The sequence below is a fragment of the Sphingobacterium sp. 18053 genome, assembly GCF_902706145.1.
Lineage (GTDB): Bacteria > Bacteroidota > Bacteroidia > Sphingobacteriales > Sphingobacteriaceae > Sphingobacterium > Sphingobacterium paramultivorum.
Window position 1 is genome coordinate 458,345 of sequence record NZ_CACSJW010000005.1, and the last position, 13,147, is coordinate 471,491.

The 13,147-nt window shown below is 34.0% G+C and carries 18 protein-coding genes; 4 read left to right on the plus strand and 14 right to left on the minus strand.

Annotated features, from left to right (window positions below; genetic code table 11):
* Positions 1 to 20: 20 nt before the first annotated feature.
* The 7 genes from GVK91_RS14415 to GVK91_RS14445 all read right to left on the minus strand — a co-directional run bounded on the left by GVK91_RS14415 (position 21) and on the right by GVK91_RS14445 (position 5,541).
* Positions 21 to 836 carry a GLPGLI family protein gene (locus GVK91_RS14415; RefSeq protein WP_159729602.1) on the minus strand — a complete coding sequence of 272 codons (816 nt, stop codon included), beginning with the start codon at positions 834 to 836 and terminating at the stop codon, positions 21 to 23.
* A gap of 510 nt (positions 837 to 1,346) precedes the next feature.
* Entirely contained in the window at positions 1,347 to 1,727 is a 381-nt protein-coding gene (locus GVK91_RS14420) for an SH3 domain-containing protein (protein WP_159729604.1), read from the minus strand.
* Between the two features lie 352 nt (positions 1,728 to 2,079).
* Positions 2,080 to 2,502 carry a hypothetical protein gene (locus GVK91_RS14425; RefSeq protein ID WP_159729607.1) on the minus strand — a complete coding sequence of 141 codons (423 nt, stop codon included), beginning with the start codon at positions 2,500 to 2,502 and terminating at the stop codon, positions 2,080 to 2,082.
* Positions 2,503 to 2,564: 62 nt separating this feature from the next.
* The gene (locus GVK91_RS14430; RefSeq protein WP_153846982.1) at positions 2,565 to 3,128 is read right to left on the minus strand and encodes a suppressor of fused domain protein; all 564 of its coding nucleotides are present in this window, start codon (positions 3,126 to 3,128) and stop codon (positions 2,565 to 2,567) included.
* Positions 3,129 to 3,476: 348 nt separating this feature from the next.
* A complete protein-coding gene (locus GVK91_RS14435) occupies positions 3,477 to 3,923 on the minus strand; it encodes a nuclear transport factor 2 family protein (RefSeq protein WP_153846983.1) in 447 nt (148 codons plus the stop codon).
* A gap of 156 nt (positions 3,924 to 4,079) precedes the next feature.
* Complete coding sequence (locus GVK91_RS14440) at positions 4,080 to 4,568, minus strand: PepSY-like domain-containing protein (RefSeq protein ID WP_159729609.1); 489 nt, start codon at positions 4,566 to 4,568, stop codon at positions 4,080 to 4,082.
* Positions 4,569 to 4,743: 175 nt separating this feature from the next.
* Positions 4,744 to 5,541, minus strand: a complete 798-nt coding sequence (locus tag GVK91_RS14445; protein ID WP_153846985.1) for an ankyrin repeat domain-containing protein — start codon at positions 5,539 to 5,541, stop codon at positions 4,744 to 4,746.
* Positions 5,542 to 5,913: 372 nt separating this feature from the next.
* On the opposite strand from GVK91_RS14445, the gene GVK91_RS14450 reads away from it, so the two are divergent.
* Together GVK91_RS14450 and GVK91_RS14455 are read left to right on the plus strand one after the other, a co-directional pair.
* Positions 5,914 to 6,435: a hypothetical protein gene (locus tag GVK91_RS14450; RefSeq protein WP_153846986.1), complete on the plus strand. Its 522-nt coding sequence runs from the start codon at positions 5,914 to 5,916 to the stop codon at positions 6,433 to 6,435.
* A 63-nt stretch (positions 6,436 to 6,498) separates the two neighbouring features.
* Complete coding sequence (locus tag GVK91_RS14455) at positions 6,499 to 7,041, plus strand: hypothetical protein (protein WP_159729611.1); 543 nt, start codon at positions 6,499 to 6,501, stop codon at positions 7,039 to 7,041.
* Positions 7,042 to 7,417: 376 nt separating this feature from the next.
* Here the strand turns inward: GVK91_RS14455 and GVK91_RS14460 are convergent, their stop codons facing one another.
* The 6 genes from GVK91_RS14460 to GVK91_RS14485 form a co-directional block, all read right to left on the minus strand.
* Positions 7,418 to 7,798 (minus strand): hypothetical protein, encoded by a 381-nt coding sequence (locus GVK91_RS14460; protein WP_153846988.1) that lies wholly within the window; start codon positions 7,796 to 7,798, stop codon positions 7,418 to 7,420.
* Positions 7,799 to 7,925: 127 nt separating this feature from the next.
* Positions 7,926 to 8,492, minus strand: coding sequence for a hypothetical protein (locus GVK91_RS14465; protein WP_153846989.1), 567 nt, complete (start codon positions 8,490 to 8,492; stop codon positions 7,926 to 7,928).
* A gap of 76 nt (positions 8,493 to 8,568) precedes the next feature.
* Positions 8,569 to 8,994 (minus strand): hypothetical protein, encoded by a 426-nt coding sequence (locus tag GVK91_RS14470; protein ID WP_153846990.1) that lies wholly within the window; start codon positions 8,992 to 8,994, stop codon positions 8,569 to 8,571.
* An 80-nt stretch (positions 8,995 to 9,074) separates the two neighbouring features.
* A complete protein-coding gene (locus tag GVK91_RS14475) occupies positions 9,075 to 9,491 on the minus strand; it encodes a hypothetical protein (protein ID WP_153846991.1) in 417 nt (138 codons plus the stop codon).
* A 148-nt stretch (positions 9,492 to 9,639) separates the two neighbouring features.
* A complete protein-coding gene (locus tag GVK91_RS14480; protein ID WP_153846992.1) occupies positions 9,640 to 10,020 on the minus strand; it encodes a hypothetical protein in 381 nt (126 codons plus the stop codon).
* Between the two features lie 204 nt (positions 10,021 to 10,224).
* On the minus strand, positions 10,225 to 10,671 hold the full coding sequence (locus GVK91_RS14485) for a nuclear transport factor 2 family protein (protein ID WP_159729613.1): 447 nt from the start codon (positions 10,669 to 10,671) through the stop codon (positions 10,225 to 10,227).
* A 342-nt stretch (positions 10,672 to 11,013) separates the two neighbouring features.
* Between GVK91_RS14485 and GVK91_RS14490 the strand changes: the two genes are divergently transcribed.
* Positions 11,014 to 11,355, plus strand: a complete 342-nt coding sequence (locus GVK91_RS14490) for a hypothetical protein (RefSeq protein WP_159729615.1) — start codon at positions 11,014 to 11,016, stop codon at positions 11,353 to 11,355.
* Positions 11,356 to 11,530: 175 nt separating this feature from the next.
* On the opposite strand, the gene GVK91_RS14495 is transcribed toward GVK91_RS14490, so the two are convergent.
* Positions 11,531 to 11,788 (minus strand): hypothetical protein, encoded by a 258-nt coding sequence (locus GVK91_RS14495; protein ID WP_159729617.1) that lies wholly within the window; start codon positions 11,786 to 11,788, stop codon positions 11,531 to 11,533.
* A 140-nt stretch (positions 11,789 to 11,928) separates the two neighbouring features.
* Here GVK91_RS14495 and GVK91_RS14500 point away from each other — a divergent pair, with 140 nt between their 5' ends.
* Positions 11,929 to 12,924 (plus strand): hypothetical protein, encoded by a 996-nt coding sequence (locus GVK91_RS14500; protein WP_159729619.1) that lies wholly within the window; start codon positions 11,929 to 11,931, stop codon positions 12,922 to 12,924.
* The last annotated feature ends 223 nt before the right edge of the window (positions 12,925 to 13,147 follow it).

Below are 13,147 nucleotides of genomic sequence, written 5' to 3' on the forward strand. Positions count from 1 at the left end.
GCGTCTATTTGCACATCTCATTAATGCCGCTCGATAGGATTATGATCTGTTTTCATTTCTGCACGGATATTTATTTTGCTTTCGTCAGATAATATAGCTCCGGTCAACAGCGCATATTCAATCATATTATCCCTTAATTTTTGCCTTTCCTTATAAAAATTAGCTTTTGTTGTCTTTTGGATAATAAGGTCTGGTCGTAATTGATCGAAAGTGGCCGATACACTGTTTACTTTGCTTATGGAGACCATATCGAATATGAAATACTTATCCTGATCTGATATGGACAACACTAACCCCGGTAGTCCACAAAACTTATATGGACCATCTGAAATCGGTATATCCATGGTAAACCACGCGATCCATTTTCGCCCGCCCCAGTCCGTCGTTGCTTTCTGACAAACAAAATGATGTATATGCGCAGTGTCAGGGTGTATTTCCCATTGCATATCTGCCTTATTTTCCTCATAGTAGGACAGCTCATTATTTCCACTAAACCCCACCCCGTTCATGGGATCGTAAGTGGAAATGATATCTTCGCGTTTTATAATTAAAAAGTTATTGGGTGCTATACGACCATAACTGTAGAAAAGCATATTACTGCCATGTGCCAGTGCTAATGCTGAATCAGCTCTAAATTTTGATAGGGTCTGAAAATGACTTTCTTGCTCACCGATCGTCAATTGTGTAAAAATACTTTTTCGCGAGGCACTAGATGTACTATCGTTCTGATAAGTAAACTTATACATGATCTTCATATCGAATGCCACCGGTTTGACCTGAGCATGAACGGTAAATTGAAATAATAAAAAAAATAGTGGGTAAAATAGTATTTTCATAATTAAAACGGATTCACTTGAAGAGGATTATAGCAGTTTTGATAGGCTGTTCTTATTTGGTCCGATGTAGGGTTATCATTTAATTTCGCATGCGTCACCTTAATAGTATCTAGCAAAAATGCACAAGTATAATTTAGATCACTATTTTTACCTTTAAAAAGAGCAGATTTACCCATAAATTAAGCGTTTCGTTTGGTTAAAAAATTACAAATCGTGATAACTAGCGTTACCAGAATGCACATTTACACTTCAAGTTATATATACATTACCGAATATTAAAATATTAAATCAAATCAATCGATTGCGTTATTTTAAACGGAAAATAATTTACGCAAAACTCACATTTCTGGTAAGCTATTTTGGTGATCTTCTTTCTTTTCGATGTTGCAATAGTCTCCATATCTTGTACTATGCATTGTTTCGATATCACAAAAGAAAAAAAGCCACATTTCCCAAAGTGGCCTTAATAAATAGATGATTCATGAGTGGTTTGCCCATTTACGACGATACTTACTTTAACATCGGTGGCATTGTACAGTAATAATCTTTTTTATAACGATCTACATTCACTGATGCGAAACCCACGCTATATTCAAATAATGTGAAATCAAAACGAAAAGGAATATATTTAATTCTTGAATTGTGTACATACCCAGTGATGCTCTTGTTATGGTTGTCGGTATAATCAACAATTACCCAATCGCCGAACTTTTCATCAGGAAATGCATAAACAATTTCATCAGCAGCAATTTTTGAAACAACCACGCTATTCACTGTAGCTTGTTGCCTCACATTTACATAGCCGTCTTTGTCAATGATTTTTGCAAATTGGGCCGAGGCCAATTGGCATACAGTGAGAAACAGTAGTACTAAAAGATATCTGTGATTCATTTGGTATAAAGTTATTACTGATAATATTTTGCCCCCGACTAGTAAGATCTTGTACCATACGATCTTCCTTACGATGACTCATATTTACGAATTTAATTGAAAGATAACAATCTCGCTACCTTTATATCATTTGTTGATTAAAAATCTTTTAAAATATATGCTCGGACTAGCTATTTACGAATTTATATAATGAAAGTCCTTTTACCCGTTTTCTGCTGAAAACTCGCTAGGGTTAATGACTTTTTGTATATAAATTTCATCACTAAACAATTCCAAATGTTCTTGCATCAATCTTTATGTTGCTAGAAGTGGAAGCTGTTTTAATAACAGAACAGTATAACTTATTATTAACTCATTCCATGAGATTTGAAATCATATTCCTTCTCCGTAATGGATTATTAATGATTTCCTGAATGAATAATCCCCAATCCTGTTCCATATCATTTAGATAGTCAAATAGCGCTGGATAGTTGAATTTAGGAGCAAATGGAAAAGAAAATCTAACAATTAGGTCTTCTTTATGATAAATAAGAAGCTCCATCGTATTCTCCGTTAGTTGTATCAAATCTACTTTACATTGATCTCCCACATGGAACTTTGTTGTACCAAATAAAAAATAAAGTTCATTTTTTTCTACATAAAAAGCTGTCAAAACATCTTCAATCTGTCTGTACCATCCATAAGTATTGGTGACTGGCTCCAAATTTTCAAACTCTTTGCCAGATTCTAAATCAAACAGTATATCGTGTAATTCAAAATTTCGTAGTAGTTTCATAGCTATCTATTTTTTAGAAAAATTGGTATTTTTGACTACTAAATCCCGAGATATTATTTCATTCAAACCAACGTGTCCCTGAATGGATCTAAATAATTTAATCCTCGTTCTTCAAATATTTCCTCAAGCTTTTCGGCACCATTTTCCTTTTTAAAAGCTACTTCCTCCTCGGTAATAGGCAGCAACCAATAGAAATGGACTGATTTATTGTTATCAAGGATAAGAATTTCGAGTTTGGGTCCATCGAGATAAGGCAGCGAAATAAGGCCATAAGAACAGGGAGAATCCATGCGCCATCCTCTTCCCCAGTTGATGGTATGCCAATGTCCCAAACTTGCGCCAAATCTATGATAATGTGCTACGACTATTAATGATTCAACTAATGTTTCATCTTGCTCACCAGAAAACATGTGCAGTTCGAGGGCAAATTCATCATGCAAGCCAGACATACCTATAGTAGCATAAGCCCACATGTTCCGTTCGGCTGTTGGGGGAAATTCCAGCACCCTAAAGTGATCGCCTAGATCCTTATAGGGACCTTTTGGCCAAGTCAAGACGTTATATTCCTGTCCCCAATTACAGGTATAGTGTTCTAAAAGCTTCTGATTATATAAGGCTGTATCCATTTTTTTCAATTTATCAAAAATAATCTACTCCAATAAAACTATTTCAATATAACCCTTGCTCTTACTATACAAAACGGCAACAAGCTTCATTTCGACAAGGAGATTCAACATAAAAATTGGCTTGGTACAGTGAAAATAAAATAGTTTTTAAAAACATTGGATGACGAAACAATGGGAAACATAAAAATTACTGTACAAATAAACGCTAAAAGAAAGGGTCTGATGATAATCAGTTCTTTTGACTTAAAAAAGCCACATCTCTCGACATGGCTTTGAACTAAATTTAAACATATGATTCACTAGTGCTCTACATATTACATCATTTGACAGAGCACTAGCTATTGTAAACTATTTATACGAATTAATCGATTTGGATACTTTCCAGTCATTGTCTTCACGAACCAAAGTCACCAAATCAGTCTTGGTAAAATCTTCAAATTTCAACGTTACTTTAGCAACCATATAGTCTGCTGACTCTTCAAGGATATCCGTACTTACAGTACAGTTCAGCTTCTCGCCTTTTTGTTTTTTCAAGGATTTAACCACTTCACTCCTACTGTGATTTTGTGCATTGGATGAATGGATCTTTTGATTGAAATCATCAGCGAATAACCGCTCTACCCCTGTCGATTCTCCCGCAGTCGTTACCGCAACATAGTGATCAAGTGCAAAGTCTGCTGTAGAAAGGTTAACGTTTGCTTTCTCTGATTTCGATGCGGGTTTGTCAGCTGCCATAGCAAATGTAGATACTGCGATTAAAGCTACTGTTGCGAATGTCTTTACTAATGCTTTCATAATGTCTTTATTTTATTGTGTTAGTTTTTTTATCTGTTCTTATTTGTTGACTCAAAACTACGACACAATACGCCCCTAGACTACGGGCTTTAGACCAACGATCAGGAAAACTCGGTGAATGGCAGGAATGGGGAGATAAGCCCCCCTTAACAATGATTATTTTTTCTTGCGCAAAAATTTACCTTTGGTATCAAAATATAGTTTATTGTCATTCGTTAGTTCCAATTTATACCCTTTAGAAGATTTATCAATGCTCTCCACAGCAGTACCCTTGTAATTTTCTTTCAAGTAAGATTGTATTGACTGCGGAAAAAAAACGGTCGGCAGTCCAATTCCATCTGGAGCTTTAACCTCGATCCAGTTACCCAATTTCCCAAAGTCAATTTCCGTACGATCAGCCAATATCACTTCGTGAAATGTCCCTGTGGCAGAAGGGGATTTCTTTACCTTTACTTCAAGTATCTGTACATCCGGAAAATATGCCTTAATAAATGCCACAGCACTATCTGGTAGCGTTACATTCTCTAAAGGTCTAGATTTAAGTTGATTGTCTTTACTGAAATTATAAGCCTTATTACTTTGCGCAGCATTTGAACATGCGCAAAAAATTAAACAAGTAGGTATTACCAAGAATAGCTTCCACATGATCGTTGTTTTTTTTAATAATAACTTTTAAAGAAGCAAAATGTTTTTATAACTCTTTTAGTTGAAAAGCGCTCAATTAAGCAGGTAGATTGCTCTTGTTTGCTGCAACGTATTTTGAAAAATCATTCCATATAGTCATCATCTGCATAATCGCGAACGTAAGCACACTATTAAACTATTTCCGCGCTTTAGATTTTAAATAGTTTAGTATGTCTTCTCTAAGTCTAAACGCCTTGGATCCATCTTTGTATTTTTTACTCATCAGACTTTCTTGTATGGTCTTCTCGACTCTAGGGCTTTCATTATGTGCCTGGATAACACAACAGTATTTTGGAATTTTGATTTTCCGCTCTATTATCAAATACTTAAGAATTTCTAAATTATCAAAAATTATAGCATAAGAAATTGGACCATCTCCCTCACTATAATCATATTGATTAATATCCGCACCTTTATTAACCAATAATTTTACCATATCTAAACAGCCACTTTTACATGCTTCAAGTAAAGGGCGATTTGCAACAGTGTAATTAGCATTTGCAAAAACTACAGGTAGGCTATCATTCACATTGCCTTTATAAGATATTAAAAGATCTAAAATATCCAGATCACAGATTTGTTTTTTATAGATATGATTACAAGCTATAAACATCGGAGTTGTTAAATCATCTTCATCCTTATTTGATCTTATATTAGGATCAGCTCCCGCTTCCAATAAATAGCGTACCGATTTTTTTAGATTATTTGCAACAGCCAACATCAATAATGTATGACCATATTTTGGTTCTCTAATATCTGGAGAAATTGCTGACTCTCTCAGAACTTCATTAATTCTTTCTTTCGATTCACTTTTTACGGCATGCGCAAGGTCTCTCGTTGCATTCCCTTTAAAGAGATCAAAATCAAAACCAGGAATAGGTTTACTACAACCACACGTTATTAAAAAAATGAATACTACTATAAAATATTTCATGCATAGAATTATTTACTGCCTAAGCTCTTTAGAACGCTCATGATACGATGACCTTTTTTACAGTTTAACTATCAAATGTTGAATTAGTTATCCTAGGATCAATAACCGCTATTTTTTGATTTTTCGAACATACGCTTAACAAGACAAAAGCTATCATCGTAAATCTAAACATAATTAGTATTTTCATGAAGAGAATTTAAACATTAAGCTACTGGAATATTCATTTCGTGGCCAGCTGTTTAAAACAGTAGTTATCACTTGATCTTTAGTAATAATAGCATGTTCCGGCTTTGAAATCATGGATGTACGTAGAATCTCAAAACCTTAATTAGAAGTTTGTAAGAACCAACGGAAACCAAATTCGCTAAAAAAATGAAATTTTTGATTAGAGTAATTTTATTGACGATAATTGATTTTGTAATTATTTGGATATGGGTTAGACAGATGAACCCTGATCCAAGCATTTCTATTGGAATTTTAATACTTATTCCGCTTGTGGTCATCTTGAATTTGATTATAGCGTTGATTTTATACTTCACGAAAAAGGAATTTGTTTCCCTTTTCATCGTTAATTCAATTATTTCTGGAATATTAATGTCATACTTATTTGGGAAAGGAATTGATAGATACCAAAATAATAGACTTGAAAGTTGGACCTTTAAATTGAAAAATGAGACTTACACGATTACACATTGGAAGCTCGAAAACACTTTTAGTATCAGTGAAAGTAGCAGACCTGGTTCATCAAGTGAATTTTTATCGGGGAAATTTATTAAAAAAGGAGATAAATACTATCTGTCAACAGACACAACTGAGTTCATCATCAAAAAAGGATATCTGTATAAATTTAGAGATGGTAGCGACAGTATAAAGTTGACTAAAATTGAAAGATAGTTACTTAAATAATAGTTATAACTATATTATCAATTTCTGTTATCTTTATAAAAACATGATGATATGGTCGACCTAGAACGCAGAAAGATGCTTGCATATCACCTAAGACATTTAGTCATCGGGCGTATTAGCAATGATGAGTTTGAAGAGGAAATGCAAGACAATGTATCTTTTGGTTATCTTCCTGAACAATATTATTCCTCAAAACAAGCGAAACTTGACGCCCCTATTATAAGGCCAATGCTCGAATTAAGCTGGTGCTTATATAGCGACTTAGGAAATCATAAACTTACAGGTAAACACCAACTCGCTGATGAAGAACTGAAAAACATTGCTCGGATTATTTTATTCTTAAATTCAAATTTAGAGTACGAATGGCCTTACTTTGATCGTATAAATCCACTAATACGGTTTTCATTTAAAGACTTGTTATTTACTATCCTAAGCTTTGGCCAACATTATAACGTGAAATTAAATGAATGGAAAGTACAGTTTGAAAAATTTAAGAATACAGGAGATCACGATCTATGGCCCTTCATCAGCAAAGAACAATATGAACAGCAATTGAAAAAACAACCATTTTTATGGGGGCGTAAACCTGACTGAATTTAGCAAATCATTTCTCCCTTTTGATCGTAAAAAAATCGGTGTACAGTCTTTGGAAAATGAGAATAATAAGCTTTACAAAAATTCACTACACTTCTTAATAAAAATCACCTCGAACACTTGTAAGAATAACCAATAAATATTTCATATTTTAATCTCTTTATTTTTAATAATATGATCAAACTGAAAGACTTTTCTTGAAAATCTAATTTGGTTTTCCTTATTCAGAAAACCCTTATTCTTCTGATACAGTTCCTCATCTATAAGGATTCTTCCGTTGTAACATCGAAATCACATTCTTAAATTTATATCGCGCTGACTTTTGGAGGCTTCCTATTGAAGCGTTGTATTCTTTTGGCTATAACTGCTCAAAATTTCAAACTTCCGCCTGCCAAACCACTTCGATTTCATCACCGCTTATGATGTCGATAATATTATTTACATTACCGATAGAATAGTGTTTCAGATCCCAATCTATAAACATTTCTTGACTTTCTCTACGAAACCAATCTAAATAGTTTGAATTATCAGATACCACTAAACCTCTATAACCTGGGTGCTCATAGAGGCTTCTTGATCTTGCACCTTCATCTGTCACTTGATAAGACATTACACCATTAAATTTTAAGATTAATATTCGATCATCTTTCATTTCAGCCAGATGAATCTCTATGCTACCACCGTTGTCCGTTAAATGAACAAAATAAAGATCATTTGGTGGAGGAGATACTGGATCCCATTTTATAAAATCATTCATCAGCATTTATTCTTAACATTATTGTAAATAAAGTTGGTAATAATACTTTTCTGCCATAATTAATATATCCTAGCGATCCTATTCCATTCAAACATAGCATGCTAAAGCGAAACCTGCATTAAAAAGGTTAAAATTCCTCAAAAGAAATCGTTTCTATTTGATTCTTATTCGCACGATTCATATCAACCCTTGTAGCCATAAAACAAAATCCGTCCGATATTCCCATACCAACTTGATTTTTAAGATTACGGATATATTGAGTGTTCCAGTTCTTTACCTTTTCAACAATATGAGAGGATATTTCCACATTAGCCTTCTCCAGATCAGTATTACTAAGTAACAATTTAACAATGTGAAGTTTTTTACGACCAGTCTGCCGATGATAACTATAGGCTACACGATCATTCCAGATTAACCCAACATAATCTCCCCAAGCAAGATTAAATCCCTCTAAAATCGTAAAACGATCAGATGAAATCACATCGAAAGCCTCTTTTGCCAATATATTTCGACCCTGCTTTCCAAAATAGATAATACTTGCATAATCGTCCTTTTTATCCATATTATTGAAATAGATTAATTGATCCATATGAACTTTTTCCAGCACCCCGATAGCCTTTTTCGTTAGAACCATATTTCCTGAGCAGGCTGTAAATAAAAAACAAATTAAACCAATTTTCAAATAATGTATCATAAGCTAAATTTTATGTTATATGCAATTCAGCGCCTAATAAGAAGATCCTTTACCATAGAAGAAGATATCTAAATCCCTACTCTTGAATAGTGATCATCCGACTACTATAATGCTTTTGACCTAAAGCTTGAAGAGGATAAAAATCTTTTAATGATACATTGTTATAAAACCTATCGCTCTCAATTTTAAAAATAGAATCTTTTACAGACATTAACATGGAAGTTGTGTCGATGCAAATAGCACATTGCTGTATCTCCTGTTTAAAAAAAATAATTTGCCATTTTTTACAGAAATTGAATTCTTTTATATAAGGATTTTTTCTTGCATAATACGTTATTTTTAGATGGTCTAGATCGTGAAGAATATCCGCTACCCGGCTCGCTTTCATTGCTTCTGCACGACCAATTGAAAACGTCGAACTATCCTGGTAGAAACCACTTAACAAATCATCCATTTGCCATGAAATATCGTTTACATAGGACGTATCCGAAGAAAAAATCATCACCTTATCATATTGGCTATTTTCTTTACTACTGTTTCCGCAGCCCAACAATACAGGACATATATAAGTCGTTTCATATTTTAGGTTTTTGAGACATCACAGACGGTTACCTCTTCCTTACTTAACCAGCGAAATGTAGCAGGTTCATCCGAAAGCACCTCAATTGCATTTTCTAAATTATAAATAACGAAATGTTCAATATTTTTTCTTTCTAAAATATCATAGCTGCCCTCAATAACTGAATCCAAATAAGCGGAGCATGTAGATCTCGCAAATCCCCGAAAATCGTCGTTCTCGTTAACCATCTTCATTAGCGCCAAGTCGATCGTAACTTTATACGAAATAAAATACTCAAATTTTATTTCGAGAATTTGAGTGTGATCAACTAAGTTTTTTAAAAGAATAACTATTTCACTGTATTCCACATACATTTTATAAAAAAATAAATCTTGAGGAAGGGATAAATCAATAGCCCATTTTTCATATTTATCTTTCATCGTGTAGTATCTAAATTTTGTTTCTATTACTTTTTCGTCCAAATTCAATATGGGGGCGCTGATGTTAGTCCTACAGGGCCAACCTGACTACCTATCCAAATTTTCAATTTCTTTTTTGAAATCGTTCTTAAACATAAGCCCAGCCCGATTAAAGGTTAATCCAGGAAACTTCAGGATCTTGATGAGTAATTACATCAATTATATTATCACTAGTACATACCATATAATGATACTTCAGTAAGTCATCAAAGATTCCATAACTCTCCTCATCAAACCATTCAAGAAATTTTGAAGCATCTGTTTTACAAAATGTATATATGACCTGTCTATCCAAAGTTTTCAACCGGCCTGATTCATTTACTATTCGATAGCCTAATGGGTTACTAAATTCTATTTTTAAACACCTATCAACAAGATCAGATTCTTTTAATAAGACTACTAATTTCCCACTTTGAAAATACATTTCATAAAAAAAAGGATTATCGGGGAGTTCCTCTATAGGATCCCATCTCTCATATTTTTCTTCCATAATTACTATAATCTAGCGACCACACGCTATTTGTGCGAAATCTCAGCACGAATGGTGAATACCTAAAGTTAAATTAAAAGTTCCAAACTTGTATATCAGAAAAAAAGCCACATCTCCCGACGCGGCTTTTAAATTAAACTTAAATAGATAATTCTCTAGTGGCCTGTCCTCCACCCGAACTGACAGACCACTAACTATTAGATTTTATTTGTACGAATTGATTGATTTCGAAACTTTCCAGCTGTTACCCTCGCGCTCTAAGGTGACCAGGTCAGTCTTGGTAAAGTTTTCAAATTTCAAGGTTACTTTAGCGACCATATAGTCTGCTGACTCTTCAAGGATATCGGTGCTTACGGTGCAGTTCAGCTTCTCTCCTTTTTGCTTTTTCAAGAATTTAACGATTTCGCTACGGCCATGACTTTGCGCATTGGACGCTTGAAACTTTTGGTTAAAATCTTCTGCAAATAGCTGCTCTACACCTGCTGATTCTCCCGCAGTGGTTACTGCAAGATAGTGATCCAGTGCCAAGTCTACTGTGGAAAGATTAACGTTTGCTTTCTCTGATTTCGAACCTGGTCCTGCAGCTGCCATAGCGAATGTTGATACGGCGATTAAAGCTGCTGCTGCGAATGTTTTTACTAGGATTTTCATAATATCTTTTTTATAGTGTTAGTTCTGTTGTTCTTATTTGTTGACTCAAAACTACGACACAATACGCCCCTAGCCTATTGGCTTTAGACCAACGCTCGGGAAAACTCGGTGAATGGTCGGAATCGGAAGGTGAAAATATGTACGAACACCCAGTCTAATTTTTGAGCGGCTTTCAGTTTACTGGGTAAACTAAATATCAACTGAGTAAGCGCGAATATTAGATCAACTCTCACGAATAAGAATCGCTCATCCTAGTCAAATTTCTTGTGATTACTTTTAGTATTAGATAATTAAAACATGCCCAAAAGGCATACATTATTTAACAAATAAAACTTAAAAACAATGAAAAAGTTATTAATGAGTTTGGTCGCGGTAGCTGCGCTATCGACAGCAGCTTTTGCAGGCACGGACACAAAAGCTGCCAAAGAAAATGCAGAAGTAAAAACAAGTACCTCGGCAGCTGCCGAAAACACCAACAAAGTTGAAGTTGCCGAGTCAACAAAAGAAAGCAATGCAAAATTTCTAAGAAAGTGTGTTTACACGCTAACGGTCTACAACACTAGTGGCCAAGTGATTGACACCTTCACTTCGCAAACCTATGTTGAAAATTCCTGTTCAGGATTCTTCGACAACTGCAGAACGATTTACAGACATATGCTTGCCAATGGTGAATTAGGCATATAGTCTGCAACTTATATTTAATTCGAATTATAAGTACTGAAAAATAAGCGGGGCCAAGGCCCCGCTTTGCATTGATTTAAAAGGCTAGGTCAGAAATAAAACATATTTACCTTTTGTCTGAAAAAAGAATACTTTTAAACGTATCGAAAAAAACTTCGTAAGCCTGGCAATTGGGCATTTAGGTATGTCTATATAACACTTCCCAATGAGGCTGAAACTCCAAACTATTGAAGTCGAAAGTATGCAAACTTTCTTCCTTGTATAAAACCATATACGTATCCTGAATCCAGTTTAGGAATGTCCAGTCGCCAAACTTTTCGGGCTTTCCCCATCTTCGAGTCTTGAAAATGGTAGCTTTTGAGTCTATTTTTTCAGAAAGTTCTTTAAGTATTGATTTTGAATCAATATTTAAGTTTTTCGCAACTGCAATCACCATAAAGCTTGTCCCCAGACTCCATCAGACAATATCAAAATCAAAAAACACCTTCTATTGAAAGATTGATGTCGCAATTATTTTTAGACTATAAATCCGAATATAAAATGGTATTATTGGATATACACTAAAATTTAAGCCATATGGGAAGAAGCCTTTTCTTACTATTTTTTGCCAAGATACTGTTGACAATCCATGTCAGTTGTTCGGATCAGCCGAATCAAAAAGAGACTGCTATTGACTCAATTAGAAATACAGGCAAGAATTCTGATAAATCTCAGGTATTCCCTAAAAGAATAACGCTTGGAAGTCCTGTTTCTAAAGAAATAGGATTATTAAAAAAAGTAATTCTTGAGAATAAGAAAGTAAATACGAAGGAAGAATATGAAAACAACTCATTTTTAGGGGTAAAATATTTTTTCGACCCTAAAAACTATATCATTTTAAAGGTCAACACAGATTATCCAGCAATTTTATTCGAAAAATACAATTATAACGCTAACCTTGATTTGACGAAAAACTATCATCAGTTCTATCAACATCCAATGGTTGGTTTTATGCAAAATAATCAGATTTATATAGGTGTAAATGCAAATACTGCTTTTGAAAACCACAGCTTGTTTCCCATCAAATTTAACGGGCATAGTCATAGTCTCGTTGAAAAAATCGGTGACAGACAAGTCAATAACTATCAATTAGTAAATAAAGTTGCTGTTGATAGCTTGGAATTAAAGTACGGTTCCAATAGAGTTTATTTTAATAATGACTGGAACCTTTTAAAAGAACCCAATCCAAAAAATGAATTTTATGAAAAGGTAGTACGCTTAAAAAATTCACTTAAAGCTGCTGCTCAAAAAAAGGAGATTAATCCCGAAGACATTGATTTATCCATTTCAATGGTAATCGACAAGGAAGGAAAAGTTAATAAACTTGATGCTTATATGGAATATTCAATTCCGGAAAAACAATCTGTTCGAATAGAAGACTCAGTATTAAAATCCTTTGTAGAGACTTTAAAGATTGATCTTTTCAAAAATTATTCATTTTTTATTCCAGCTCAGAACAAAGATAAAAATCCAGTGAGCGCATACTTTTTAACCCGATTAAACATTGGATTACCTTATCGAAATTTTAAATAACGAAACAAAAGAATATAAATCCGAAAAAGTCACATCGCTCGACGTGGCATTAATAGTTCAAAACGGCTACTAGCTACATTTCAAAAAGAAAGAGTCAACATAAAAATTGGAATCGTACGGTGAAAATTCAATAGTATTTAAAAACATTGGATGACGAAACAAAAACGAGGAAACGATATGAAACATAAAAATTACTGTACAAGTATACGCTAAAACAAAGGGG